Origin of the sequence: Psychroflexus planctonicus (assembly GCF_014640195.1) — a bacterium.
GTDB classification, from domain to species: domain Bacteria; phylum Bacteroidota; class Bacteroidia; order Flavobacteriales; family Flavobacteriaceae; genus Psychroflexus; species Psychroflexus planctonicus.
In genome coordinates this window covers 60,833-84,840 of record NZ_BMGM01000009.1, presented here as the reverse complement: position 1 = coordinate 84,840, position 24,008 = coordinate 60,833, and the positions used below count along the sequence as shown (strand labels likewise).

The 24,008-nt window shown below is 33.7% G+C and carries 30 protein-coding genes; 16 read left to right on the top strand and 14 right to left on the bottom strand.

The genetic code is table 11. The features are described 5' to 3' along the window. Positions 1 to 61: 61 nt before the first annotated feature. From gldD to mutY, 4 genes are read right to left on the bottom strand one after another with little or no spacing between them, the layout of a single operon-like run. A complete protein-coding gene (gene gldD / locus IEV72_RS10550; protein ID WP_188459076.1) occupies positions 62 to 634 on the bottom strand; it encodes a gliding motility lipoprotein GldD in 573 nt (190 codons plus the stop codon). Beyond that, positions 634 to 1,953 (bottom strand): gliding motility-associated protein GldE, encoded by a 1,320-nt coding sequence (locus IEV72_RS10545; RefSeq protein WP_188459075.1) that lies wholly within the window; start codon positions 1,951 to 1,953, stop codon positions 634 to 636. Before IEV72_RS10545 ends, gldD begins: the two co-directional genes overlap by 1 nt. Before the next feature lie 14 nt (positions 1,954 to 1,967). Further along, entirely contained in the window at positions 1,968 to 2,432 is a 465-nt protein-coding gene (locus tag IEV72_RS10540; RefSeq protein ID WP_188459074.1) for a single-stranded DNA-binding protein, read from the bottom strand. Between the two features lie 40 nt (positions 2,433 to 2,472). Continuing rightward, entirely contained in the window at positions 2,473 to 3,528 is a 1,056-nt protein-coding gene (gene mutY, locus IEV72_RS10535) for an A/G-specific adenine glycosylase (protein ID WP_188459073.1), read from the bottom strand. 131 nt (positions 3,529 to 3,659) lie between these two features. On the opposite strand from mutY, the gene IEV72_RS10530 reads away from it, so the two are divergent. From IEV72_RS10530 to IEV72_RS10520, 3 genes are all read left to right on the top strand, one after another. Then, positions 3,660 to 3,953: an HU family DNA-binding protein gene (locus IEV72_RS10530; protein WP_188459072.1), complete on the top strand. Its 294-nt coding sequence runs from the start codon at positions 3,660 to 3,662 to the stop codon at positions 3,951 to 3,953. A gap of 260 nt (positions 3,954 to 4,213) precedes the next feature. Then, complete coding sequence (locus IEV72_RS10525; protein WP_188459071.1) at positions 4,214 to 5,755, top strand: Rne/Rng family ribonuclease; 1,542 nt, start codon at positions 4,214 to 4,216, stop codon at positions 5,753 to 5,755. A 66-nt stretch (positions 5,756 to 5,821) separates the two neighbouring features. After that, a complete protein-coding gene (locus IEV72_RS10520; RefSeq protein ID WP_188459070.1) occupies positions 5,822 to 6,313 on the top strand; it encodes a regulatory protein RecX in 492 nt (163 codons plus the stop codon). Positions 6,314 to 6,436: 123 nt separating this feature from the next. Here the strand turns inward: IEV72_RS10520 and IEV72_RS10515 are convergent, their stop codons facing one another. Together IEV72_RS10515 and IEV72_RS10510 are read right to left on the bottom strand one after the other, a co-directional pair. Continuing rightward, a complete protein-coding gene (locus tag IEV72_RS10515; protein WP_188459069.1) occupies positions 6,437 to 7,075 on the bottom strand; it encodes a hypothetical protein in 639 nt (212 codons plus the stop codon). A 25-nt stretch (positions 7,076 to 7,100) separates the two neighbouring features. Then, positions 7,101 to 8,876 carry a 1-deoxy-D-xylulose-5-phosphate synthase gene (locus IEV72_RS10510; protein ID WP_188459068.1) on the bottom strand — a complete coding sequence of 592 codons (1,776 nt, stop codon included), beginning with the start codon at positions 8,874 to 8,876 and terminating at the stop codon, positions 7,101 to 7,103. Positions 8,877 to 9,294: 418 nt separating this feature from the next. Between IEV72_RS10510 and IEV72_RS10505 the strand changes: the two genes are divergently transcribed. The 8 genes from IEV72_RS10505 (at position 9,295) to IEV72_RS10470 (ending at position 13,994) form a co-directional block, all read left to right on the top strand. Then, positions 9,295 to 9,582 carry a hypothetical protein gene (locus IEV72_RS10505; protein WP_188459067.1) on the top strand — a complete coding sequence of 96 codons (288 nt, stop codon included), beginning with the start codon at positions 9,295 to 9,297 and terminating at the stop codon, positions 9,580 to 9,582. A gap of 17 nt (positions 9,583 to 9,599) precedes the next feature. After that, on the top strand, positions 9,600 to 10,097 hold the full coding sequence (locus IEV72_RS10500; protein WP_229731888.1) for an RNA polymerase sigma factor: 498 nt from the start codon (positions 9,600 to 9,602) through the stop codon (positions 10,095 to 10,097). Further along, positions 10,097 to 10,825 carry a hypothetical protein gene (locus IEV72_RS10495; protein ID WP_188459066.1) on the top strand — a complete coding sequence of 243 codons (729 nt, stop codon included), beginning with the start codon at positions 10,097 to 10,099 and terminating at the stop codon, positions 10,823 to 10,825. The genes IEV72_RS10500 and IEV72_RS10495 overlap by 1 nt, the downstream gene beginning before the upstream one ends. A 12-nt stretch (positions 10,826 to 10,837) precedes the next feature. Then, positions 10,838 to 11,038: a hypothetical protein gene (locus IEV72_RS10490; RefSeq protein WP_188459065.1), complete on the top strand. Its 201-nt coding sequence runs from the start codon at positions 10,838 to 10,840 to the stop codon at positions 11,036 to 11,038. A 409-nt stretch (positions 11,039 to 11,447) separates the two neighbouring features. Beyond that, a complete protein-coding gene (locus IEV72_RS10485; RefSeq protein ID WP_188459064.1) occupies positions 11,448 to 11,804 on the top strand; it encodes a type II toxin-antitoxin system RelE/ParE family toxin in 357 nt (118 codons plus the stop codon). Continuing rightward, positions 11,794 to 12,084 carry a helix-turn-helix domain-containing protein gene (locus IEV72_RS10480; RefSeq protein ID WP_166399363.1) on the top strand — a complete coding sequence of 97 codons (291 nt, stop codon included), beginning with the start codon at positions 11,794 to 11,796 and terminating at the stop codon, positions 12,082 to 12,084. The genes IEV72_RS10485 and IEV72_RS10480 overlap by 11 nt, the downstream gene beginning before the upstream one ends. Before the next feature lie 90 nt (positions 12,085 to 12,174). Beyond that, entirely contained in the window at positions 12,175 to 12,648 is a 474-nt protein-coding gene (locus tag IEV72_RS10475) for a nucleoside deaminase (RefSeq protein ID WP_373284005.1), read from the top strand. 5 nt (positions 12,649 to 12,653) lie between these two features. Then, entirely contained in the window at positions 12,654 to 13,994 is a 1,341-nt protein-coding gene (locus tag IEV72_RS10470; protein ID WP_188459063.1) for a TlpA family protein disulfide reductase, read from the top strand. Between the two features lie 304 nt (positions 13,995 to 14,298). Here the strand turns inward: IEV72_RS10470 and IEV72_RS10465 are convergent, their stop codons facing one another. Both IEV72_RS10465 and IEV72_RS10460 read right to left on the bottom strand, forming a co-directional pair. Next, complete coding sequence (locus tag IEV72_RS10465) at positions 14,299 to 16,341, bottom strand: ComEC/Rec2 family competence protein (RefSeq protein ID WP_188459062.1); 2,043 nt, start codon at positions 16,339 to 16,341, stop codon at positions 14,299 to 14,301. 65 nt (positions 16,342 to 16,406) lie between these two features. Continuing rightward, complete coding sequence (locus IEV72_RS10460; protein ID WP_188459061.1) at positions 16,407 to 16,877, bottom strand: C40 family peptidase; 471 nt, start codon at positions 16,875 to 16,877, stop codon at positions 16,407 to 16,409. Positions 16,878 to 17,053: 176 nt separating this feature from the next. On the opposite strand from IEV72_RS10460, the gene IEV72_RS10455 reads away from it, so the two are divergent. Beyond that, entirely contained in the window at positions 17,054 to 17,284 is a 231-nt protein-coding gene (locus IEV72_RS10455) for a hypothetical protein (protein ID WP_188459060.1), read from the top strand. After that, positions 17,278 to 17,574: a type II toxin-antitoxin system RelE/ParE family toxin gene (locus IEV72_RS10450; RefSeq protein WP_188459059.1), complete on the top strand. Its 297-nt coding sequence runs from the start codon at positions 17,278 to 17,280 to the stop codon at positions 17,572 to 17,574. The genes IEV72_RS10455 and IEV72_RS10450 overlap by 7 nt, the downstream gene beginning before the upstream one ends. A 298-nt stretch (positions 17,575 to 17,872) precedes the next feature. Here IEV72_RS10450 and IEV72_RS10445 read toward each other — a convergent pair whose 3' ends face one another. From IEV72_RS10445 to IEV72_RS10430, 4 genes are all read right to left on the bottom strand, one after another. Then, on the bottom strand, positions 17,873 to 18,268 hold the full coding sequence (locus tag IEV72_RS10445) for a hypothetical protein (RefSeq protein WP_188459058.1): 396 nt from the start codon (positions 18,266 to 18,268) through the stop codon (positions 17,873 to 17,875). A gap of 3 nt (positions 18,269 to 18,271) precedes the next feature. Then, entirely contained in the window at positions 18,272 to 19,294 is a 1,023-nt protein-coding gene (pheS, locus tag IEV72_RS10440; RefSeq protein WP_188459133.1) for a phenylalanine--tRNA ligase subunit alpha, read from the bottom strand. Between the two features lie 75 nt (positions 19,295 to 19,369). Then, positions 19,370 to 19,816, bottom strand: coding sequence for a lipocalin-like domain-containing protein (locus IEV72_RS10435; RefSeq protein ID WP_188459057.1), 447 nt, complete (start codon positions 19,814 to 19,816; stop codon positions 19,370 to 19,372). A 1-nt stretch (position 19,817) separates the two neighbouring features. After that, positions 19,818 to 20,171: a hypothetical protein gene (locus IEV72_RS10430; protein WP_188459056.1), complete on the bottom strand. Its 354-nt coding sequence runs from the start codon at positions 20,169 to 20,171 to the stop codon at positions 19,818 to 19,820. A 376-nt stretch (positions 20,172 to 20,547) separates the two neighbouring features. Here IEV72_RS10430 and IEV72_RS10425 point away from each other — a divergent pair, with 376 nt between their 5' ends. Continuing rightward, a complete protein-coding gene (locus IEV72_RS10425) occupies positions 20,548 to 21,072 on the top strand; it encodes a CvpA family protein (protein ID WP_188459055.1) in 525 nt (174 codons plus the stop codon). Here IEV72_RS10425 and IEV72_RS10420 read toward each other — a convergent pair. Together IEV72_RS10420 and hemC are read right to left on the bottom strand one after the other, a co-directional pair. Continuing rightward, the gene (locus IEV72_RS10420) at positions 21,069 to 21,722 is read right to left on the bottom strand and encodes a uroporphyrinogen-III synthase (protein WP_188459054.1); all 654 of its coding nucleotides are present in this window, start codon (positions 21,720 to 21,722) and stop codon (positions 21,069 to 21,071) included. The genes IEV72_RS10425 and IEV72_RS10420 overlap by 4 nt on opposite strands. Further along, positions 21,722 to 22,639: a hydroxymethylbilane synthase gene (gene hemC, locus IEV72_RS10415; protein WP_188459053.1), complete on the bottom strand. Its 918-nt coding sequence runs from the start codon at positions 22,637 to 22,639 to the stop codon at positions 21,722 to 21,724. Before hemC ends, IEV72_RS10420 begins: the two co-directional genes overlap by 1 nt. Positions 22,640 to 22,728: 89 nt before the next feature. Between hemC and arfB the strand changes: the two genes are divergently transcribed. After that, positions 22,729 to 23,130 carry an alternative ribosome rescue aminoacyl-tRNA hydrolase ArfB gene (gene arfB / locus IEV72_RS10410; RefSeq protein ID WP_188459052.1) on the top strand — a complete coding sequence of 134 codons (402 nt, stop codon included), beginning with the start codon at positions 22,729 to 22,731 and terminating at the stop codon, positions 23,128 to 23,130. A gap of 112 nt (positions 23,131 to 23,242) precedes the next feature. Continuing rightward, the gene (locus IEV72_RS10405; protein WP_188459051.1) at positions 23,243 to 23,845 is read left to right on the top strand and encodes a hypothetical protein; all 603 of its coding nucleotides are present in this window, start codon (positions 23,243 to 23,245) and stop codon (positions 23,843 to 23,845) included. Positions 23,846 to 24,008: the final 163 nt, after the last annotated feature.

The following is a 24,008-nucleotide window of genomic DNA, read 5'->3' as shown; positions in this document are numbered from 1 at the left end:
TCTGCAAAAGTGAAGTTTTAATTATAAATGCAAACTTGAATTGCAACTTAATTAACAAAGCTTATTTCCAACTCAAAGTTTCCATGATATGGCGAATATCTTTTTTTAGGTATTCGGCTGCAGGTAGTATAGAATCATAGTTTGGTGCTGCTTCAAAATAAATAGAACCCGTTAGAAAATGTTGGATGCTATCGGTTAGATAAAACTGCGCTTGAGACGCCGCATCGCCTTCTACTTCGTAAAAAGTTCCGTATGTATTCTGCTTTGGATTTTGGTACTGGCTGGCTTCAATTTTTTCTGCTTTTATACTATGTTTTAAGGGTAATTTTTGAGCATCTCTTAAATAATCATCTAGATTGTTTTCAATAGAATTGTAGGTGATAAAAATAGTCGCTTTTTGTTTTGGATAATAAACGTTTGTCCAACACTCTTTTGGAGATTTTGGTTTTTTTAATCTCGCTGAAGAATTCATTTCAAATTGAAAAGGGCAATTTTCTATATCTAAAAATTTATATGAAGCTTGATCGTAAGTTAGTGCTAATTGTGCATCAGGTTTTGGTTGAAATTCTTTGTTGTTGCAAGCTAAAATTAGGCCTACAAAAAGTAAAGAAAGGTAAATGGGTTTAATTTGCATTACGGATTCACTTTTACTTTTATTTGTTTAATTCGTTTTTGGTCAAGTGCTTCAATAGTAAAGGTGTATTTTTCAAAATTTAAAATCTGATTTACTTTGGGGAAGCTCTTTGCAACTTCTAATACAAAACCTGCAATGGTTTCAGCTTCACCTTTGTAATCTTCAAAAAGACTTTCTTGTTCTTCTTCTAGTTTTAAGATATTGTAAAAATCTTTCAAAGTAGTTTTGCCTTCAAATACATATGTAGACTGGTCTAATTTTGAAAAAATAATGTCTTCATCATCAAATTCATCGCTAATATCGCCAACAATTTCTTCAATAATATCTTCTAAGCTAATCAAACCACTTGTTCCGCCGTACTCGTCAACTACAATGGCAGAGTGTATTTTTTTCTCTTTAAATTCATTCAGCAAGTCATCTAACTTTTTGTTTTCGGGTACAAAATAAGCTTCTCTAATAATGTCTTGCCATTTGTAATCTGTTTTGTGTATATGTTTCAGTAAATCTTTAATGTATAAAAGACCTTCAATTTCGTCTATGCTATCTTTGTACACTGGTACTCGGGAGTAGCCATTTTCCGTAATTTTATCAATAACATCAGTAAATTTTTCTTCTATATCCAATGCAAAAATGTCAAGTCGAGGTCGCATTACTTGCTTGGCATCTGTATTTCCAAAGGAAACAATGCCTTGTAAAATTTTCTTTTCGTCTTTAGAAGTATCTTCTTCTCGTGTAAGTTCTAGGGCTTGCGAAAGCTGATCGATACTTAAATTACTTTTTTGCTTTCCAAAGTTTCTTTCTAAAAAACGAGTGGTGTTGCGCATAGGAATACTCAACGGACTAATTAGTTTATCAAGAAACGATAACGGAAACGCCATAAATTGTGCAAATTTTACGCTGTTTCGGTTAGCATAAACCTTGGGTAAAATTTCGCCGAAAAACAAGATTAAAAAAGTAACTACAATTACGTCTATCCAAAAAACCAAACTAAAACCAAAGAGTAAGTAATCATTATTGCCATGAAGCAAGCTGCTTAACGAGCTGTACAAAAGCACAATAGCAATGTTTATAAAATTATTAGCAACCAAAATAGTTGCCAAGAGTTTTTTGGGCCGGTCTAGTAGATGAACCAATATTCTTTCTTTCTCAGAAAGTTCATCGGCTTGACTAAAGTCAGTGGGTTTTAAAGAAAACAAAGCTACTTCTGAGCCAGAAATTAGCGCAGAAGAAATCAATAAGATAATAAAAAGTATAATTCCAAAAACTTGCGAAAAGTCAATAACTAAAAGCAAATGATATGGTATGGGGTCAGGTTCCAATGGAGTAATATTTATTAAAAAGGAAGATCGTCTTCTTCTTCGTCATTTTGTAATGATGAAGATGTATTTTGCGAAGCAGGCTGAGATGTGTTTTGCGGTTGAGCAGTTTGATTATTTGCAGGAGCAGCCACGCCAGATTGATCTTTAGGCGTTAAAAAAGTAAATTCTGTACAATGCACTTCGGTGCTGTATCTATCCATTCCTTTATCGTCTTGCCATTTGCGCGTTTTTATTCTCCCTTCAATATAAACTTTATCTCCTTTTTTCAAGTATTTCTCGCAGATTTCGGCAGCTTTATTACGCACAACAACATTATGCCACTCGGTATTGCTCACGCGTTCGCCAGTAGATTTATTCACATAATCTTCGTTAGTAGCAAGCGGAAAGCGACCAATACAGGCGTTTTCATCAAAATAATGCATCTTAACATCATCTCCTGTATGTCCTATTAACATTACTTTGTTTAGTGTACCAGCCATAATATAATTTTAGGTAAAAGTAAGAAAAAGTTTTCAGCTGTTAAAGCAAGTAACTTTTTATAAAGTTAGCTACTAAAACAGGAACAGGAAATTTTTCTAAATCCTTTAAATTAATTAATTTTTGATTTTTTTGAATTGCTTTCTGTTGAATTTCTTGCGTATTTACCAAGTAAAAATCAGCTATTAATTTTCTATGCGAAAGCAAATGAACAATGGGTTTTGGGTTGGCTTTTTCAATGGAAGAAATATTCATTTTATAGTTTGTTTCCAACTCTTGTTGAAGCTTTTGTTGGCTGGGTTTTTGGGTAGATTCTAAAACTGGAAATTCATATAAATTCTCCCAAATACCTTTTCCTATTCTTTGTTGAATAAGGCTTTGTTGGCTTTCATCCTGAAAGATAAAATAAGCTAAATAACGCGTTTGTACTTTTGTTTTTTTAATTTTTACAGGTAGTAAATCTACTTTTCCTTGCTGAAAAGCAACACAATCTTTTTGCAGTGGACACAAATGGCAATACGGATTTTTAGGTTTGCATTGCAAGGCACCAAACTCCATAATAGCTTGATTGTGTAAAGCTGGATTTTTAGGATCTAAAACTTGGTTGGCCTTTTCTTTTATAAGTGTTTGTCCCGTTTTTTCATTTACAGGCAAGTCTATTCCAAAATAACGAGAAAGCACGCGATTTACATTTCCGTCTACCACGGCAACCGCTTCATTAAATGCAAAAGAAGCAATAGCACTTGCAGTGTAATCTCCAATTCCTTTTAAACCAAGTAATTCTTTTTTAGTTGTTGGGAATTTTCCATTTAAGTCATTACTAACGTATTTTGCCGTAGCATGTAAGTTTCTAGCACGAGAATAATAACCTAAGCCTTGCCAAAGTTTAAGCACTTTTTCTTCGCTTGCAGCAGCTAATTTTTCTACTTTAGGAAAAGCTTCTGTAAAGGCTAAATAGTAAGGTAAACCTTGAGCTACTCGGGTTTGCTGTAACATGATCTCACTTAACCAAATAGGATACGGATCTTTGGTTTTTCGCCAAGGTAAATCGCGCTTATGCAGTTTGTACCACGCTATAATTTGGGCAGAAAAAGACATTTTTGGGTGTTTTTTGATGCAATGATAAATCTTATTTATCTACTATTTAGCAAATTGAGTTGAAATATTGAATTATTATTACGTATATTTGCGCTCGCAAAATAAAAATAAACCCCTTAAAATTATAGATTATGACAAAAGCAGATCTTGTGCAAAATATATCTGAGAAATTAGGTTTAGAAAAAAACGACGTACAGGCCACTCTTGAGCACTTTATGGAAGAAGTAAAAGGCTCTTTAGAAAAAGGTGATAATGTTTACTTGAGAGGCTTTGGTAGCTTTATTGTAAAAACAAGAGCAGCTAAAACAGGAAGAAACATTTCTAAAAACACGACCATTAAAATACCAGCACACAATATTCCAGCTTTTAAGCCAGCTAAGGTTTTCTTAGAAGGCGTAAAAGAAAATGTTGAAGTAAAAGAATAAGTATTAATCTCTAAAATAAATTTATATGCCAAGCGGTAAAAAGAGAAAAAGACATAAGGTAGCCACACACAAACGTAAAAAGCGAAGTAGAGCTAACCGTCACAAAAAGAAAAAGTAGTTGGTTTCAACTACTTTTTTGCATTCCATAAGTTCATTGACATAGAAATTTTTGAAATAAAATTTCACCGGTTTCAACTAAATAAATTAGTTGATTAAATGTTTAATCCATTCCGATATATCGGAATAAAAATCTTATAAGCATGAAAAAGGAATTAATAGTTAGATCAAGTTCCAATGCTGTGGATTTTGCTTTATTGAAAGATGGAAGACTTGTAGAACTACACAGAGAAACCGAAGACAACAAATTTGCAGTTGGCGATATATTTTTAGCCAAAATTAGAAAGGCATTGCCTGGTCTAAATGCAGCTTTTGTTGATGTAGGTTACGAAAAAGATGGTTTTTTACATTACCATGATTTAGGTCCGCAAGTAAAAACAATGCTAAAATACATCAAAGGTGTAGGCGCGAATAAAATCAAAGACTTTTCGCTTAAAAATCACACTTTTGAAGACGATATTGAAAAAAATGGTAGCATAGCAGATGTGCTTCACTCCAATCAATCTATATTGGTTCAAGTTGTAAAAGAACCTATTTCTACTAAAGGTCCTAGATTAAGCTCAGAGCTTTCTTTAGCAGGTAGATATATTGTTTTAGTCCCTTTTTCTGATCGTATTTCAGTTTCTCAAAAAATTGAAAGCAAAGAAGAAAAAAGCAGACTAAAACGTCTTGTTAAAAGCATCAAACCAAAAGGATTTAGCGTAATAATTAGAACGGTAGCCGAAGGAAGAAAAGTTGCAGAAATAGACCGAGATCTTCAAAATTTGATGAATCGCTGGGAAAAACTCTGTAAAAAAATTCCGAAAGCAAAACCGCCTTACAAAGTATTAGGAGAACTTAATAAAGCATCTTCTATACTACGCGATATTTTTAACGACACATTTACATCTATTTGTGTAGACGAAGAAGATGTACACGACCAAATTAAAGATTACGTTAAAGATATCTCTCCAGACAGAGAATCCATTGTAAAACAATACAATTCTAAAATTCCCATTTTTGAAAAATACAATATAGAACGTCAAATCAAGACTTCTTTTGGTAGAACAGTTACCATGAAAAAAGGAGCTTACTTAGTTATAGAGCATACAGAAGCTATGCACGTGATTGATGTAAACAGCGGCAACCGAAGCAATAAAGCAAAAAACCAAGAAGATACTGCACTCGAAGTGAATATGATCAGTGCCAATGAAATTGCAAGACAACTACGCCTTCGCGATATGGGAGGCATTATTGTGGTAGATTTTATTGATATGCACAAATCCGAAAATCGTAAAAAACTCTTTGATTATTTACGTGATGAAATGAGCGACGATCGGGCAAAACACAAGATTTTACCTCCAAGTAAATTTGGCTTAGTTCAAATTACAAGGCAGCGTGTACGTCCAGAGATTGATATCAAAACAAGAGAAAAAAATCCAAATGAAGATGGTGAGATTGAAGCGCCAATAGTTGTGGTTAACAGAATAAATGTAGATTTACTAAAAATCATAAAAAAGAACCACAAAAATATAACGCTTACAACGCATCCATTTATCGCAGCTTATTTAACACGCGGATTTCCTTCACCCCGAAGTAAATGGTTTTTTGACCATAAAAAGTGGGTCAAAATTCAACCGAGAGATGCATATACGTATCTAGAATACCATTTCCATGATGCTTCTGGAAATATAATAAAAATATAAAAAAACCCTGTTCCAATTTTTGGAACAGGGTTTTTTTGTGCCCTAAATTGGTGTTATTTTAGTCTCATGAATTTCTCTGAACATAAAAACATAAAATCCTATACGGTAAAAGAAGCTTTAGCTGCTCTGATGAAGTATTGTGCTTACCAAGACCGTTGCCACAAAGAAGTAGAGGAGAAGCTGCAAAAAATGAACATGATTCCTGCGGCACAAGAGCAAATTATCATTCAACTTATTCAAGATGGATTTTTGAATGAAGAACGCTTTACTCGAAGTTTTGTACGTGGAAAATTTAATTTTAAACACTGGGGAAAGCAAAAAATTAGAATGCACCTGAAACAGAAAAACATCCCTGAACATCTCATAAAAATTGGAATGCAAGAAATAAATCAAGAAGAATATACAGCTACATTGAAGCAATTAGCCACTAAAAAGTGGAAGAGTTTAGGAACTGCGAAAGACGCTAAAACCAAACAAAAAGTAATACAACATTTACTATACAAAGGTTATGAATCGGAGTTGGTATATGAAATTGTGAATGGGTTGATTCAGTTTTAAGGTTATTTCGTGAAAAACCTGCAAGGTCTCGAAGACCTTGTAGGTTTGATTAATGATTTTACTCAACTCTGCAAGGGTTTTAAACCCTTGTAGAATTTCAATTAACTATTAATTTTTCTCAAATTAAGCTGTATAGTATAAAAAAAGTAAAAATAGTATAATGATGATAATTACACTTACTAACCAATTATTGCGCTTGTTTTTCTTTTTTTGTTTTTCAGCCTGGTTTAAATAAGCCTTTAGTTTTTTTCCAGGAGCATGTAAAGAAGATTGTTCATGCCACAATAAATCAAATTTTAGGTGACTTAATTTAGTTAAATAATCTAGGTCTTTATAGTAAGGGAATTGTGTACGTGAAACATCTGCAATTACTTGCTTAGTATTTGATTTTGTGTCAATAATTTCAGCTTTTGTCCAGTATTCATATCCATTGCTAAAATTATAATGAAAAACCAAATTGCCATTCAGTTTAGCGATTATTTTATGCCTGTATTTGGCTTCATATTTTATATAATATGATTCAATACTATGTTCAATACAGTTAACATTCTTTTCTTTTAATAGCTTAAGCAGTTCATCTGCCTTATTAAACACAAAAACAAAACTATGTTGATCTTTATGAGCTAAAATGTAAAAAGTAAAAGATTTTTTATTTGTGAAACAATGCAAGTTAAACTGATTGTAAGTAAATTTTTGATCAACTTGCTCATCATCAAATAAAATTGGCTGTTGATGGATTTTAAATAAATAGAAATTTTTCATAATGGAACACAGTTAATTAATTCGTCTACAAATTTTCTTCTATCACCTTAGCAATTTTAGCAGCTGATAATCCTACCAAATCGTATAATTCATCTGGACTTCCGTGTTCAATAAATACATCTGGAATACCTAGATTAATCACTTTTCCATGGTAGAATTCTTTTTGTGCAAACGCACTTACATCTTCACCAAAACCGCCTTTAATACTTCCATCTTCAACGGTGATAATGCATTTGTATTCATTAAAAAGACTTTCAAAAAATCCAGTTTGAAAAGGCTTGATAAACCGAACAGCATAATGTGCTACTGCTTTTTCATTTTTACCTAAGGCTTCAATGGCTTTTTCTACATTGCCACGCATAGTGCCTAAACTTATGATAGCAATTCGGTTTCCTTTTTTCAACTGTTGAAATTTCCCCAATTCAATCGCTTCAAAATCTTGTTGCCAATCGATGATGCTTCCTCGACCACGTGGATAACGGATGGCAATGGGTTGGCTAACTCCTTTGGAAACGGTGTAGAGTAAATTCCGCAATTCAATTTCATTAGAAGGTGCAGCAATCATAATATTCGGAATGCTTTTCAACAAAGCAATATCAAAAACGCCGTGATGCGTTGCGCCGTCATTTCCGACCAATCCAGCACGATCAATGCAAAAAATAACCGGCAAATTTTGAATAGCTACATCATGAATAACTTGGTCCATAGCGCGTTGCAAAAACGTACTATAAATAGCACAAAAAACCACGTAATTTTGCGTAGCCAAACCGGCAGCAAAAGTTACCGCATGTTGTTCGGCAATGCCAACATCAAAAGCCCTTTCAGGAAAACGCTGCATCATGTATTTCAGCGAACTTCCCGTTGGCATGGCAGGTGTAATGCCAATTATTTTTGGATTTTTTTCGGCCAATTCTACCAAGGTCAAGCCAAACACATCTTGGTATTTGGGCGGTAAATTTTCATTTGACTTGGCAATGATTTCTCCTGTAGATTTGTCAAATTTCCCTGGGGAATGATAGGTAACTTGGTCTTCTTCGGCTTTTTGTAGACCTTTTCCTTTTTTGGTAATGACGTGCAAAAACCGAGGTCCTTTTTGTTGTTTTAATTCGTTTAAAGCTTCAACTAAAGCAGGTAAATCGTGTCCGTCAATCGGTCCTTTGTAGTTGAAATTTAAAGCTTCAATCATATTGCTTTGCCGTGGTTTAAAACCGACTTTAGCTTTGGTTAAGTAGTTTTTTAAAGCACCTACACTCGGGTCTATTCCTATGGCATTATCGTTTAGAATCACCAACAAATTGGCATTGGTAACTCCAGCGTGGTTCAAGCCTTCAAAAGCCATTCCTGCAGCAATAGAAGCGTCACCGATTACAGCTATGTGTTGGCGTTCAAAATTTCTGTCCAATTGTGCGGCAATCGCCATGCCCAAAGCAGCTGAAATAGAAGTGGAGCTATGTCCAACGCCAAAGGCATCATAAATGCTTTCTGCCCGTTTGGGAAAACCCGAAATTCCATTAAGTTTTCGGTTGGTGTGAAACAAATCTCTTCTTCCAGTCAAAATTTTATGTCCGTAAGCTTGGTGGCCCACATCCCAAATCAGTTGATCATCTGGAGTGTTGAATACATAATGCAAAGCGACAGTAAGTTCAACCACACCCAAGCTTGCGCCCAAATGCCCTTCTTTGGTTGCCACTATATCGATGATGAATTCGCGGAGTTCTTTTGCTAAACTTAAAAGCTCGGCTTGGCTGCATTGCTTTACATCTGCAGGCGAATGGATTTTCGATAAAATTCTAGACTTCATTCCCACAAAGGTAAAGCTTGAATTTGTATTTTTAGCTTCTGTTAAGTATAAGGCAAGAAAAATCTAACACTTTTGAAGCATAAAGCTGATTTTTAATTGAATCATCTTGCGATTTACATTTGAAATATGAATCTAACCGAAATAAATAAAAGTGAAGTTTTGAGAAAAATTAATGACTATACTTTAGCATTAACAGTCGCTCAAAGTCACCCCAAACAAAGAGAAACCATTCAAAATTAATTATGAACTTAATTAAAAACTAAGCCTATTTAACTGTAAATAAGGAACTAAAGATAAAGTAAATATTAATTTAGCAACAAGTTGTGTGCAACTTTGAAAAAAAAACTGAGCGAAGTGTAGTTAATTTGGAATTTGATATACTAACTAAATAAACAGTTAATTTAAAACAGGATATCAAATGGAAAATTTAAGTCAAAATCAATCGAAAATTTTTAAGGGAGCGGGTTGGATATTAGGTACATTACTCGCAATAGTTACTGATCTCGTAGTTTATTCCTTATCTGACAGTCTACCCGCTGCTGTGTCAGCTGCCTTACCAGTTCTATTTTTTGCAGGATTTAGTTTAGAGAAAAAATTTCAGGCAGAGAATAAGCAAAATGACACTAAGAAAACTAAAATGATGATTAGTTCTTTATTATTTGGCTTTATCATTTTCGTTGCAATTTATATTGTACTACATCCTTAATACTTCTTTTTAACTGCGTGCAAAATCAAAGAGAAATAGAAAAAGAATTTATAGAACAAATCCTGAAACATCAAGGGGTTTTGCATAAGATTTGCTTTGTCTATTCAAATAGCAACGCAGATAAGGAAGACCTATATCAAGAAATTGTTTTGCAATTATGGAAGTCGTACCCATCATTCCGAAAAGAAGCAAAATTTTCAACTTGGATGTATCGGGTTGCTCTAAATACTGCAATCACCTTAAACAAGAAGGCTGCCTTATTTGAGAATCACAAAACACAACTAAGTGATGAGTATGCAATTGCTGAAGTTATTGACTATTCCGAAGACATTAAAATTCTTTATAAAGCAATTTCAAAACTTAGCAAAATAGAAAAGGCGATTATTATGCTATGGCTTGAAGAAAAAGCATATAGTGAGATTGCTGAAATTGTTGGAATATCGGAAAAGTATGTAAGCGTAAAATTAGTAAGAAGCAAAAAGAAGCTCGCAAAAATAATCAAAAAGATAAGCTGATGGAAGATTTAGATTTAAATAAATATCAATTAGCTTGGAAAAAGGAAAAATCATTTCAAGTAGAAAAACTTTCTGAAATCGAAATTCACAATTTTATGAAGTCTGCTTCAAAAATTTCGGGTCAATACAGAAGGTCTTTACTTTTCGATATAGCTTTTAAAACTATTTTACTCATTTCATTTATTGTATTAATTATTCTTCTAAAAAATCAATCAATTGCCATTATTGCTATTACATTTTTCATTTTCATAGCCGCCTTTGGTATTATTTGGCAGTCAAAAGTTTACAAAAGAGTTGATAAAATAAGTTTTACAAAAGAACATCTAAAAGATTTACTAAGAGCATATATTGACTTTTACAATGGGGAGTATGTTAAATCTATATTTGTGAGTGCCTTGTCGAGTACTTTATTTTTTCTTAGCGGCTCTCTTTTTTATCTGTACTCCAAATACAGGCAAATCCCGTCATTTGAATTAGACGATTTTATTGTTTTAACCATAGGAATTATTTTGAGTTATGGCGTTAGTGCTTTTGCTCAAATAAAACAAAATAATCATCAAATTAAGCAATTGGAAATTTGTTTAGTTGAAATTGAAGAAAATACAATAGACGCATCAAGCATTAAAAAATATAAAACTAAAAGGATAAAAAATATAGTAACGATTGGAATTGCATTGATTATTGGAGTGATTATTTTTTTGTATCTGACTTTTGGATTAAATATTTAAAAGGAATTTGAAATGAAATCACTAAAAAAACATTGGACAATTTCACGTACTCTTCTTTTTGTAATAATCGGATTAAAGAATACAGTTTTTATAAGACCCGAAGATATTGGGACTTGGAAGAATTATGTCGGTTATGGCGTTCTTTTAGTTGCAATAGTAGATATATTTTTTCTTGTCAAACAATATTTAAAAAGAAATAACAATGAAAAATAAATACTTATTTACTTTGCTTAAAGTATTGGCGATTGTAATTCCTTTTTATTTTATGTTTTATGGACCCCTTCACGATAATCCAGAAAATCCTAAAATGAAGATATTATGGAAATATGTATTTTCTGGTTTTTTTGCATATGCCCTAATAATAATTATGATTAAATATTTAAAATGATTTTTAGACAATGAAAAGCAGCACACAACAATGTATATAAAAAATAGGCGAAATAGTAGTAAATTCAAGGTTTTTGGCTCGTATCAAATTTTGTGCTTAACCGAAAGTCTCGTGCTTCGAAATCGCCTACTTTTCATATACTAAACGTTAAACCACATACTAAAATAAAAATTCGCCTTAAGATTACATTAAAAAATATTTTGGAAAAAGTAACTTTAAAGTTACCTTTGCCGAGTGGAAAAAGTTAGGCAAGTAATACAGTATAAAGATTATTTCGAGAAGTTTTTGCTTGCTCAACCGAAAAAAGTACAAGATAAGATATTTAAGGTCATTGAAATAATTGAAACTTATCAACACGTGCCGAAGACATATCTGGCACCGATGAAAACTCACAAAGGATTATTTGAAGCTCGAATAAAATTAGGTTCGAATATTTGGCGAGTTTTTTGCTTTTTCGACAAAGGAAAGCTAGTCATTCTTTTAAACGGATTTGTAAAAAAGACGCAGAAAACTCCGAAAAAAGAAATCGACAAAGCAGTACGGTTAAGGAAAGAATATTACGAACAAAAAAACAAAGAAAATGGAAACTAAAAGTTGGAAAGACATAAAAGACAGTGTTTACGGAAAAAAAGGAACTGAACGCAGAGATGAATTAGATAGGGATTTTGAATCTTTTAAAATAGGTTTACTTTTACGAAATGCCCGAGAAGAAAAAAAATTGACTCAAGAGCAACTCGGTGTTTTAATTGACAAAAAGAGAACTTATATATCAAGAGTTGAAAATAACGGGAGTAATCTGACTTTAAAAACCTTATTTGATATCGTTGAAAAAGGTCTTGGTGGGAAAGTTAATATTTCAATCAAACTTTAGAAAGTACATGATATAAAAGCGCATAACAATAACCTGCCTTTGCCAGTAGGCAGGTCGAAAGCTTGCGCATTTTAAGTCGCCACTTTCGTCATGCGTGGACCGTTAATTTATATAAAAGATTTGATAGCAGAATTAGACGACACCTATTTTATGCGAAAAGCATACGAACAAGCCCAAATTGCATTTGAGTTGGGTGAAGTTCCCGTGGGTGCAGTGATTGTGAGCAAACAACAAATTATAGCACGCAGCCACAACTTAACTGAACGGCTAAACGACGTTACCGCCCATGCCGAAATGCAAGCCATCACCTCGGCTGCCAACTTTTTAGGCGGTAAATACCTAAAAAATTGCACCTTGTATGTAAGCTTAGAACCTTGCCAAATGTGCGCTGGCGCCTTGTATTGGAGCCAAATTAGCAAAGTGGTTTTTGCTGCTGAAGACCACAAACGCGGTTACCGTGCTTTTGGCGCTTCTTTGCACCCCAAAACCCAAGTTGTGTACGGAATTTTGCAAGAAGAATGCAGTAGTTTATTGAAAGAATTTTTTAAAGAAAAAAGAAAATAACATAAATGAAATACCTACTCAAAATCAGTTGCTTACTCTTATTCATGACTTGCTTTTACGCTTGTGAAAAAACCGCTTCAAAAGAAGAGAAGCAGTTGAAAGACATCCAACTGAATTTAGAAAGTCAACTTTCTTTCGGGCATTTTTATCCGCAACGTGAATTGGCAACTTCAGTTAAAGCTGAAGAAGTTCAGTTGAAAAATATTCCTACTGAATTTACCGATTACGAAATCAAAAGTTTCACTTTCAATTTAGCAAAAGCCTATTACCAAGATTATAAAAATGGCAACATTTCTGCTGAAGAATTCAATATGCTTCAACAGATTTACAAAATTGACACCACTCAACTTTCCACAAAAAACACGGCTTCCAAAGTGTATTTAGCTATAGGTGAAACACAAAATGGAAATCGTGGAGTAGTGGTAGACACCAACTTAGACTTGGACTTGGAAGGCGAAGAAGTTCAGGAATTTGAATATCCCATTCAGTTTATCGACGAAGATGACGAAGCATTTTACGAAGAAAATAAGGTTCAATTTTTACCAAAAGCCAAAGTGCAATATGGTGAAAATGAAGACGAACAATTTGTTTTGTTATTAGATCCTTATGAAGGCGATATGACTAGCAATTCGAATGCAGAAAAATATTTTTTGAGTCTGAGTATTCCGAAATTAAAAACGCAGGAATTTCAAGTAAAAGACAAAACTTTTGTGTTGGAAGCCAAATCGAATTTCACGCAAGTGGAAACCAACCCTGAGCAACTTCAATTTTTGGTGTTTGAGAAAAAAGATTCGACAGACGTGGAAACCAATTTACTTCGTTTCAACTTGAACGATACCATTAATTTGAATCGGTATGACTTCAAACTTTCGTATACCGATGAAGAATTTTCACTGGAAAATTTAGGTTTCAACGAAAAGCCAACTGGAGTAAACGAAGGTTTTTACCTGCCTGAGATCAAAACGGATTACATCGACGGTAAGCCTTATTCAGCTGAAGCATACAAAGGCAAGTTTCAACTTTTATACTTCTGGACCACGTGGAGTTTACCCAGTTTGGAAGATGTCGACAAATTAAAGACACTTCAGGAAGAACACGAAAAATTAGCTATTGTTGGCGTTGCCATAGATGCCAATCAAGGAGCTGTAGAACGCATGATTGCTAGGCAAGAAATGAGCTGGAAAACCTTATACGCTGCTACTGAAACCAAGGAATCTGAAAAACCCGCATTGCAATTTAAAGTCATGAGTTTCCCAACCTACATCTTGGTCAATGAAGAACAAAAAATTGTAAAACGAACGCATCATTTGAAGGAAGTTGTGGAGGTTTTGAATAATTTGAATTAGCCTAAATGCTAATCTAAAATTGCTCTTAATTCACTTTCTTTTTTGAATTATAATCAATGATTTCTGAAATTGATTTGTAGTGTAGTTACATTTCACGCAGAATTCGCGAAGTTTTCCGCAAAGGTCACAAAGAAAACACGCCTAAAAATCACTTATTATGTCTCCCATCTTTTTATTAGTTTCTTTTTTTAAATTGTCAAATTTTCAATTTAATTTGCGAGAGCATACTTAACAAAGCTCTTCGTGTTCTTTGCGTCTCTGCGGTGATAAATTTTTGAGTAAAGTTTTTTTAAATTCTCATCTCTCAATAAGACTTAACCACCACCCGCCAAGCTCCATCCCGATAAGTGGAATGAAATGGAATCTTGAACGCTCGGCATGTTTTTTCCCATTTTTGCACAAAGGATGCATAATTGTTGGCATCGGCGATGATTAGTTTAGGCTGAATGTCTTTGATTAATCGCTCTAAATTCAGCTTAGGGGAATGTGATAAATACACATAAGCATTTTTTACTTTTCTTGGATAGATGGCAGTGCTATCGATAAGTAGCAAGGTTTCATTTTGATTGAAATGATAAAACGGCTGGGGTGCTTCAACAGAAAAATCCTTGATATTGTATAACGGAAAATAATTTTTAATGCTGTACAATTCAGTTGGGTTTTGCAAGGAGTCCGAAAAATACAAAGTGAATTCATTTCCTTTTTTTAGTCCAAAAACACTTTTTCGCATTTCGTTAAAAATGATGATTTCAGCTGAGCTTCGTTGTTTTTCAATCGCAAAGGAATACGCCCAAGTCAAACCGATGAAAGCGATAAAAAAGCCTACAGCAGATAAATAATGCTTATTTCTGACGAAAAATAGCAAACACCAAATTATCAAAATCAAGCACAAAAACATGTTGAAGTTGAAGAAAATATCTTTATAAACAAATTCTTCTTGTGTAGCAATCCACTCTACAAAACCTTGAAGCAAATCCAATAAAAAAGAGTAGGAGCGAACTAAAAATTCGGGTAAAATATGAAACAACGCTAGTAAAATGACTAGAATTCCACCGCCTAACAAAATGCCGAGAAAAGGAATAATCACCAAATTAGCGACAATAAATAATCCGGGAAACTGATGAAAGTAAAATAAGGAAAAAGGCAAAACGCCCAATTGTGCGGTAAGCGTAACGGTAAAGACAGACCAGATGGTTTTATCTAAAAACGTTTTTGGCAAGTATAATTTGTACAATTTAGGTTGCAACATCACAATAGAAAACACTGCGGCATAGCTCAGCTGAAAACCGACTTCTAATATAAAATGCGGTTTTACGATTAAAATAGGAAACAACGAAAGACACAGAATGTTGATGGTATTGGTTTTTCGTTTCATGTTGATGGCAATGGCAAACAAACTAAACATGCTCACCGCTCGCGTAACCGAAGGAGAAAATCCTGCGATTAAAGCAAATCCCCACAACAAAATCACAATAATAATGGTTTTGAAAATCCGCCCATTTTTGATGTAATCCATGGGTTTAAAAACCCATTGCAATAAGAGCAAAACAATTCCTACATGTAAACCCGAAACCGCCAAAATATGCACTACACCTGCTTTGGAAAAATTGGTGTAGGTTTCGCGGTCAATTTGCTTTTTTTGTCCGAGTAGCAAAGCTTGAATCAATCCCAATTGCTGTTCATTAAAACCTGCTTTAGCCAAATCAATTTGAATTTGATCTCTTAGGTCAGCCGCTTTAGCGATTAAATTAGAAGCATTTTTATTTTCTTGTGCCGCATACACTTTTGGTCTCGCTTGGTACATGACCAAACGGTTTTCCATAAATACTTTATAGTTAAAATCTTGCGGATTTTTTGGATCTTCAAATGCTCGTAATTCAGTTTGAAAAATCAAATTATCACCAACAGCAAATTCATTTTCTTCAGCTTCTTTTGGGATTTGAACAAGCACTTTTCCCTGAGTTGCTAAACTGTCAATATTATGCACATTAACGATGTATTTATGGTAGTAGTTGCTTGATTTTAGTATTTCAACCACTTCAGCTGAAATCCATTGTTCGCTGTTTTCTTTTGCAAAATGAATTAAGTGATTTTCTTGATTTTCGGGCTGTTGAATAGAACTGGAAAACATTCCAATACAAATGAAAACAAGTGGAGCTAAAATGGAAAATCCATAATTTACTTTGAAACTTTTGCGGTAGATGAGATGAAAAAGAATCAGTAATACAACACCAATCCCGATACTCAAAAGAAGTGTTTCAATAGGAATTGAAAATTGTAAACCTAGGTAAATTCCCAACAGGAAAAATAAACTAAGCCGTATGACTACAAAGTTTAAAAGTTTCATTAGCAGATGGTTGTAAGTCTAAAAGTAGTATATTTTTAGAAAACCATCAAACTTTGCTGAAAAGTCTAATGAATTATTCGCCTTGCTTTTCTAAAATTCTTTCGCCAATAAGCTTCACCTAATGAAGAAATAATAACGCCTCTGCTAGTCGAGCTATGTATAAATTCTGGATAATCTTTGTTATTGCTTACCACAATGCCAACATGGGTTATTTTTCGTCCACGTCCTGTTTTAAAGAAAACTAAATCGCCTGGTTTTAGCTTTTTCATCTTCGTTCTTTTTCCCTCCTTAGACATAGCTTTTGCTGTTCTAGGCAAGCTATATTGATTAGGAAATGACTGCATTACCAAGCCAGAGCAATCCATTCCGCTTCTGCTTGTCCCGCCATAGGCGTAAGGTGTACCTAAATACTGTTTGGCTTGTGCAACTACGTTTTCACTTTGCTGTTTTCTAAGTTTCTTAGCGCCACCACAAGAAGTAAGAACACCGCTGAGAACGACAATAAAAAGAAGATAGAAAAGTGATTTTAAACGCATGTTTTTTAATTCTGCTTCAAATGTATGTTTTTTAGCCTAAGCAAAAAAGAAAATCTTACTCAGCCAAAACGCCTTTGTCTTTTAGTAAAGGGATTTCGGTTAAACTTTATCAGATTCAAATCTAAGTTATTGTTATACAAGAATTTTGTAAATTTACATATTGTAAAAATGAATATATGGAATCTGTAGACTTAAGAAATAGTGTTTTAGAATTTATTAAAACCAAAGCAGATACAAAATTTTTAAAATTAGTAGAAGCTTTAGCAACAACTTACCAAGAAAATGCTTCTATTAATCGTGAAAGCTTAGATGAATATAACGTAGATATCAACAACGCTATTCAAGAAATTGAAAATGGAGATTTTTACACGCAAGAGGATGCTAAAAAAATAGCAAATCAATGGTAAGAAAAGTAGTTTGGCGAAAAATAGCCTTACAACAGTTGCATAAACAATATGAGCATATTAAAAAAGATTCACTTCAAGCTGCTCAAAAAGTAAGAGATGATATTTTTGAAATGACTGATTCACTTTCAACAAACCCTGAAATCTATCCACTTGATCAATACCGTAAAAATAATAAAGGGGATATTAGGGCCTTTGAAAAATATAGTTTACGTGTGGCCTACCAAATTACAAATGTTGAAGTAAGGATATTAAGAGTTAGACACACCAGCAGACTTCCTTTGCTTTATTAACCTGAATTCGATTATTCTCACTTTGTCAAAACTGTTTTAAATAGTAAGATACAAAACTTTTTTATGACGTAATATCTGGATATTGTGGAGTAAAAAAGTAAAGTAGATTGCTGTTTAAAACTGAACAGTATATTTCGTTCAATAAGAACATCCATTTACTGCGTTAATTTTTATCGCGATAGCCAAGGCTATCCCTCAAAAAATTGCCTTGTAACTGAATACTCTTATTAATTTTGACTTTGTGATTATAACCGAACTCAGGTTATTAGCTATTTGGAGCCCACTATTCAAAAAAATCTTACTCAGCCAAAACGCCTTTGTCTTTTAGTAAAGGGATTTCGGTTAAATTTTTTTCTTGAATTTGCTTCGGTTTAAAGATGAAAGTTTTATCTAAAAGCTGATTTCCTTGAAAAAAACTAACTTGAAATTGATTTTCTAAAGCTAATACTTCTTCTTGAATAAATTCTAGTTTAGCGTAAGACTTTGCGGGTAAAACATCCAATTTTTTACGCAAAATGGAAGTTGATTTTTTACTGCTTTTTCCTTTTGAAACCACCAAAATAGTTTCGATAGCTTCTTGCTGATTATTGATGAGGTATACATTCCATTCCTTCACTTTAAAAGCAGGATTGTAAGCATAAACAGCCGCTACAAATACATCTTTGACTTCTGGAATACTAATGTCTTTTTTCAAAACCTAAATTACCGATTTAAATTGCTTTAAAAAGTGCAAATCATTTTCGTAAAACATTCTAATATCGCCGATTTGATATAATAGCATGGCGATGCGTTCAATTCCCATTCCAAAGGCAAATCCAGAATAAGTAGCCGGATCGATGTTGCAATTTTTCAGCACATTCGGGTCTACCATTCCGCAACCCATAATTTCTAACCATCCTGTTCCTTTGGTAATTCGGTAATCGGTTTCAGTTTCTAAACCCCAGTAAATATCTACTTCTGCACTGGGTTCTGTAAATGGAAAATACGAAGGACGCAAACGAATTCTAGACTTGCCAAAAAGTTGTTTAGTGAAGTACAACAAGGTTTGTTTTAAGTCTGCAAACGAAACATTTTTATCGATGTACAATCCTTCAACTTGATGAAAAATACAATGCGAACGTGCCGAAATGTCTTCGTTTCTAAAAACACGACCAGGCGAAATAGTTCGAATAGGCGGTTTGTTATTTTCCATATAACGTACTTGCACGCTAGACGTATGCGTTCTCAGTAAAATATCTTCTGGATTGGTTTGAATAAAAAAGGTATCCTGCATATCGCGAGCAGGATGATATTCTGGTAAATTTAAAGCCGTGAAATTGTGCCAGTCGTCTTCAATTTCAGGTCCTTCTGAAACATTAAAACCAATGTTAGCGAATATTTCAATAATTTGGTTTTTTACAATAGAAATGGGATGTCTCGCACCAATTTCAGATGGTTGTGCAGGTCGAGTTAAATCGCCATAAATTCCAGCTTCATCTAATTGACTTTCAATTTGCTGCTTTAATTCGTCAACTTTAGCTTGTGCTGTTTGTTTTAGCTGATTGATAGTTTGACCAAATTCTTTTTTCTGTTCGTTGGGAACGTTTTTAAATTCAGCAAAAAAACCGTTTAAAATTCCTTTTTTGCCTAAGAACTTAATTCGGAAAGCTTCTACTTCATCTAACTTTTCAGAAGTAAATGCTTCTGCTTCTTTAATGTAGTTTTTAATCTGGTCTATCATAGCTTTTTTAATGGGCTGCAAATTTATAAAAATTTAGTTCTGTGCTTCAGTAATAACAAACAATTAATCGCTTGTTTATTCTTCAATAATTTCTTGTCTTTGATAGGTTCTGCGTTCGTCAATTCCCGCTTCGGGATTTTCAATAACAATAGTCATTTCGGTTTGTTCTGCAGAAAATTGAGCTACAAAAGGAAAGTTTGTACCGCTGGTGTTAGTAAAGTATTGGTTGTTCGAATTTTTACCCCAAACGCCTTCAGAAAAATTTGCTATTGTGCATTCTTCTTCACCCGAAACAGGTTCATAAATTTCTGCTCGAAAGCTAAAATCTTCATTAAAAAAGTAAGCTTCTAAGTTGTCGCACTCTTGTAAAGGAATTTCAGTGTCGTTTTCTTGTATTTGAATTAAACGCCATTCGCCAATAATTACATCATCATTAGCCGCAGGAGAATCATCGTCGCTGCTGCAAGATAATACCGTTAGGCATCCAAAAATTAAACCGAAAATTAGTTTAAAAAACTTCATTTTAAATATATTTTTTTTCTTGAAAATACTGTACGATGGCTTCTTTCATGAGTACGCTTTGTTCGCCAGCTTTTAAGTTGGGAAGTTGTTCAACAATGCTGTAATGCGGCCAACCTTCATCGTCAATAAAATCGAAATTATAATATCCAAAAGGTTCTAGTAAACGGCAAATAGCGATGTGCATTAAATTAATTTTATCATCTTTTTTAAAGCGTTTTTGTGGTTTTCCGTATTCTTGAACGCCAATTAGGTAGATAATAGCATCTAAGTCTAAGCGTTCGCCATCGCCAAAGTCGGTTGAAATTTTGTTTTCAACTTGCTCCCAAAGTATTTTTAATTGTTCGTCTCTTGCCATACTGCAAAGGTAAGTTTTCTGGCTTCAATTACCGAATGAAATATTTTTAGAAAATTTTCTATATTAAGCCTTCTTATCGTTCTTTGATTTTTTGACTTTGAAATCTTAATTCCTAATCTCGATTTAATTCAGCATGAGTGAATAAACAATTGATGTTTAAATTTTCCATCAGGGGCTTATAGTTTTTTAAAAAATATTTTAGTACGCGACAAAAAAATCATTAAAGCATGTACCATGCTGATTTTCAATCTTATGATTTAAATCTCACAGGTCTCAAAGACCTGTGAGATTTTGCTGATCAAACATTTAGAATTAGATTCTAGTTTTCTGATATGTACAATTAAAAAATTCCTAGCTATGTTTATCTTTACCGCCTATGAATGAGATAGACATTGGCATTGCCATTATTTTAGCAATTGGCTTAGTGCGCGGATTAATGAAAGGTTTTATTTTAGAACTCACTTCTTTATTATCGGTTGTACTGGGAATTGTAGGTGCATTTTCGTTTGCAGACGTAGTTGAAAGCTATGTTATTCAATATTTAGATTGGGATGCAAAATATGTACAATTAACCGCTTTTGTGCTTACTTTTTTAGCTATTGTTATTTTGGTTTCCCTGATTGGGAAAGCACTTACCAAATTGGTAAATGCCATTGCCTTAGGAATGTTAAACCGATTAGCTGGCGGACTTTTTGGTCTACTAAAAATGGCATTAATTGTTTTGGTTTTGGTGTTGATCGTAAATACCATTAATAAAAAAACTGGCTTTTTAGACAATAAATCTGTTTTTGAAGATTCGGTAACCTTTGTTTTTTTCAATGATTTGGTTGAAGCTTATTTGCCTGACTTAGTAAGTTATGCTAAAGAAAATGATATGCTTCCAGACGAAGAAGAAAACTAAGAATTAGCTTTTACTAATCTTACAATCACACTTTCTATACTGGTTTTTGAAGCAATTTCAATTTGAGTTGAGATTTGCCTTGCTGCTGAAGCTGTTGTTTTCCCGATACAAATAATGCGTTCGCCTTGAAATGAGTTGCAAGTATAATAACTTTCGACACCACTTGGACTGAAAAATAAAACCGCATCGAATGATCGATTGAATGATTTTGGATTGTGAATGGTTTTGTATAAATGATGCTCTGTAAAATCAACTTTCTTTTTTTTCAACAAATCAGGCAATTCATCATTTCTAATTTTTCCACAGAAAAAATCGAATTTTAAATCTCCGTATGTAGTTGAAATGAGCTCGGCTAAATCATTTCCGTAATTGGCTACTTCAACAACAGGATAATCAGCTTCCTTTAATTTTAAAGCTGTTTTTTCTCCTACACAAAATGCATTTTTTAAATCAATTTGTAGTGCTTTTAGAATAGCAACTGTCTTTTGGCTGGTTACAATGGCATTTTCAAAATGGCTTTTTTTGAAGTCATCAAGATTGGGAAGTTGCTGGGTTTGTATGGCGTTGTACGCTACCAAGCCCCAACCCGATTGTAGGATTAAGTTTTGTTGTGCTTCGCTTAAGCATTTTGTAGAAAGCACTGTTGGCATTATTTCAATACTTTTTTGATTTCTTTCATCAATTTTTTTCCGCCATTAGCTAAAATTTCGTTGGCGCAGTTTTTTCCGAGTTGAGCAGCTTCAGTTGGAGTTACCATTTTTTCAACTTCAATTTTTTGTTTTCCATCCAAACTAAATAAAGCGCCTTTAAAGTGAATCTTTTCATCTTTAAATTCAGCTAAAGCTCCAATTGGGGCGGTACAACCACCTTCTAAAGTTTGTAAAAATTCGCGTTCAATATGCACGCAAGTTTCGGTTTCGGCATGATTTAAATTGGCTAAAGCTGCTTTGCAATAATCGTTGTTTTCCATACAAACTACCAACATCGCGCCTTGCGCAGGTGCGGGAATCATCCAATCCAACACTAAATTATTCTCAGGTTTTAAATTGATTCGCTCTAAACCAGCAGCGGCAAATATGGCTCCGTTCCAGTTGTTGTCTTGTAGTTTTTGCATTCGGGTATTTACGTTACCGCGCAAATTTACCACTTGGTGACTCGGATATTTATTTAGCCATTGTGCTTTTCGGCGTAAACTTCCTGTGGCAATAGTGGCCTGTTCTTGGTTCAAGAAATCTTCGCCTTTATGAATCAATAAATCACTCACATCAGCTCGTGGTAAAACAGCAGCTTCAACTACTCCTTTCGGTAGATGCGTTGGTACATCTTTCATAGAGTGAACAGCAATATCAATTTCGCCTTTAATTAAAGCTACATCTAAGGTTTTGGTAAAAATCCCGGTGATTCCCATTTCGTACAACGGCTCGTCTAAGTTTAAATCGCCAGTAGATTTTACGGGAAGCAAGACCGTTGAATAGCCAAAACTTTGTAATTCTTTAGCTACTTTTTTAGCTTGCCATAGCGCCAATTCACTATCTCTGGTACCAATTTTAATTTGTTTATTGCTCACTTGTAAAGTATTATCAATTTTGATTCAAAAATACAGTTTTGTTAGCGTATTTTCTATAATTTTGAAAACACTTGTTGAAAAGCTTACAAATGAATAAGGATAAACTGCTTGCTGAAATTACATTTAAAACTACATTAAGTGGTGGTCCTGGCGGTCAACATGTAAATAAAACTGAAACCAAAGTCTTGGTGAATTGGGATATTGAAAATTCTCAAGCAGTTTCTGATGATGAAAAAAATCGGATTGCATCCAAACTTTCTTCTAAAATCAACAAGGAAGGTGAACTGCAGGTTGCTTCAGCTAAAACACGAAGCCAACATCAAAACAAACAAATAGCTATTGATGTATTAGTAGAATTAGTTGAAAAAGCCCTTATGCCAAAGAAGAAAAGAAAAAAAAGCAAACCATCATTTCAATCTAAATTGAAGCGTTTGAAGAAGAAAAAAATACATTCAGAAAAGAAGAAACTCAGAAAAAATCCCCGCCTATAATGTTATTTTGTAACGCATAAAACACGATTTACATCTTATACACTTTCGTTCATCACCCTTTGGATTCACTAGTGTTTTCAGTAATTTCGGATGAATTTAAAAGGTATATATTATGTTACTTATTAAGAAATATTCTTATTTAATTTTATTTTTTGGGCTTTTTGCCGCTTGTAGTAGCGATGACGATTCAGATTTAAACAACGATCATCCTGGTGGGGATGATGATGTAAGCGAAACTACATTTGATATTTCTTCATCTGATCGAGAATTTGGAAATGCATATTTAAATTTAGAGAAAACAGAAGGCGGAGTTGATTACTATCGTTTGCAAATTTTACCACCTGGAGTAAGCTTCGATAGTGAATCTGCTGTTTTTACCGGTGGCAGTACTGGTGACTATTTGAGTTTTGATTTTAAAGTATCTTCTAGTGAAGAATTTTTAGTTAGTGGAGATTATACAGTTGGTTATCAGTTTGATGCATTTACAGTAGAAGGCGTGGCTTACAGCAATGTAGAAATAGACTTAAGCAGTTCAGATGCAGATCCTATGGTTTTAACTCCAGAAGGATCGGAAGGCATAAGTTTAACAATAGATGAGAATAGCTTTAGCATGGATGTAGATATTATGGCTATTGAAACTTCTAACTCAGGCGTAGAAGATGTTCCAATAACGGGAACTTATTCTTCTAGTTATGAATTTATAGTTTTTGATTAAAACAGAAGCTAAAACTTTGCTGTAAATATTTTTGCAACTTAAAGTATATACTCTACTTTTGCACCCTCAATCTCAATAAGGGGTGTTTTATACTGATTTTCGGTATTAGACTGAGATTATACCCAATGAACCTGGGCGGATAATGCTGCCAAGGGAAAACTAA

What these genes read in the sequence shown, in the direction of transcription:
- IEV72_RS10520 (WP_188459070.1), top strand. Translation starts at nt 5,822, where the DNA reads ATGAATTTCTCTGAACATAAAAACATAAAATCCTATACGGTAAAAGAA.
- gldD (WP_188459076.1), bottom strand. Translation starts at nt 634, where the DNA reads ATGCAAATTAAACCCATTTACCTTTCTTTACTTTTTGTAGGCCTAATT.
- IEV72_RS10510 (WP_188459068.1), bottom strand. Translation starts at nt 8,876, where the DNA reads ATGAAGTCTAGAATTTTATCGAAAATCCATTCGCCTGCAGATGTAAAG.
- IEV72_RS10490 (WP_188459065.1), top strand. Translation starts at nt 10,838, where the DNA reads ATGAAATCACTAAAAAAACATTGGACAATTTCACGTACTCTTCTTTTT.
- IEV72_RS10475 (WP_373284005.1), top strand. Translation starts at nt 12,175, where the DNA reads ATGCGTGGACCGTTAATTTATATAAAAGATTTGATAGCAGAATTAGAC.
- IEV72_RS10450 (WP_188459059.1), top strand. Translation starts at nt 17,278, where the DNA reads ATGGTAAGAAAAGTAGTTTGGCGAAAAATAGCCTTACAACAGTTGCAT.
- IEV72_RS10430 (WP_188459056.1), bottom strand. Translation starts at nt 20,171, where the DNA reads ATGGCAAGAGACGAACAATTAAAAATACTTTGGGAGCAAGTTGAAAAC.
- pheS (WP_188459133.1), bottom strand. Translation starts at nt 19,294, where the DNA reads ATGATAGACCAGATTAAAAACTACATTAAAGAAGCAGAAGCATTTACT.
- IEV72_RS10460 (WP_188459061.1), bottom strand. Translation starts at nt 16,877, where the DNA reads ATGCGTTTAAAATCACTTTTCTATCTTCTTTTTATTGTCGTTCTCAGC.
- IEV72_RS10470 (WP_188459063.1), top strand. Translation starts at nt 12,654, where the DNA reads ATGAAATACCTACTCAAAATCAGTTGCTTACTCTTATTCATGACTTGC.
- arfB (WP_188459052.1), top strand. Translation starts at nt 22,729, where the DNA reads ATGAATAAGGATAAACTGCTTGCTGAAATTACATTTAAAACTACATTA.
- IEV72_RS10420 (WP_188459054.1), bottom strand. Translation starts at nt 21,722, where the DNA reads ATGCCAACAGTGCTTTCTACAAAATGCTTAAGCGAAGCACAACAAAAC.
- IEV72_RS10425 (WP_188459055.1), top strand. Translation starts at nt 20,548, where the DNA reads ATGAATGAGATAGACATTGGCATTGCCATTATTTTAGCAATTGGCTTA.
- IEV72_RS10515 (WP_188459069.1), bottom strand. Translation starts at nt 7,075, where the DNA reads ATGAAAAATTTCTATTTATTTAAAATCCATCAACAGCCAATTTTATTT.
- mutY (WP_188459073.1), bottom strand. Translation starts at nt 3,528, where the DNA reads ATGTCTTTTTCTGCCCAAATTATAGCGTGGTACAAACTGCATAAGCGC.
- IEV72_RS10480 (WP_166399363.1), top strand. Translation starts at nt 11,794, where the DNA reads ATGGAAACTAAAAGTTGGAAAGACATAAAAGACAGTGTTTACGGAAAA.
- IEV72_RS10540 (WP_188459074.1), bottom strand. Translation starts at nt 2,432, where the DNA reads ATGGCTGGTACACTAAACAAAGTAATGTTAATAGGACATACAGGAGAT.
- IEV72_RS10495 (WP_188459066.1), top strand. Translation starts at nt 10,097, where the DNA reads ATGGAAGATTTAGATTTAAATAAATATCAATTAGCTTGGAAAAAGGAA.
- IEV72_RS10455 (WP_188459060.1), top strand. Translation starts at nt 17,054, where the DNA reads ATGGAATCTGTAGACTTAAGAAATAGTGTTTTAGAATTTATTAAAACC.
- IEV72_RS10435 (WP_188459057.1), bottom strand. Translation starts at nt 19,816, where the DNA reads ATGAAGTTTTTTAAACTAATTTTCGGTTTAATTTTTGGATGCCTAACG.
- IEV72_RS10405 (WP_188459051.1), top strand. Translation starts at nt 23,243, where the DNA reads ATGTTACTTATTAAGAAATATTCTTATTTAATTTTATTTTTTGGGCTT.
- IEV72_RS10530 (WP_188459072.1), top strand. Translation starts at nt 3,660, where the DNA reads ATGACAAAAGCAGATCTTGTGCAAAATATATCTGAGAAATTAGGTTTA.
- IEV72_RS10465 (WP_188459062.1), bottom strand. Translation starts at nt 16,341, where the DNA reads ATGAAACTTTTAAACTTTGTAGTCATACGGCTTAGTTTATTTTTCCTG.
- IEV72_RS10505 (WP_188459067.1), top strand. Translation starts at nt 9,295, where the DNA reads ATGGAAAATTTAAGTCAAAATCAATCGAAAATTTTTAAGGGAGCGGGT.
- IEV72_RS10525 (WP_188459071.1), top strand. Translation starts at nt 4,214, where the DNA reads ATGAAAAAGGAATTAATAGTTAGATCAAGTTCCAATGCTGTGGATTTT.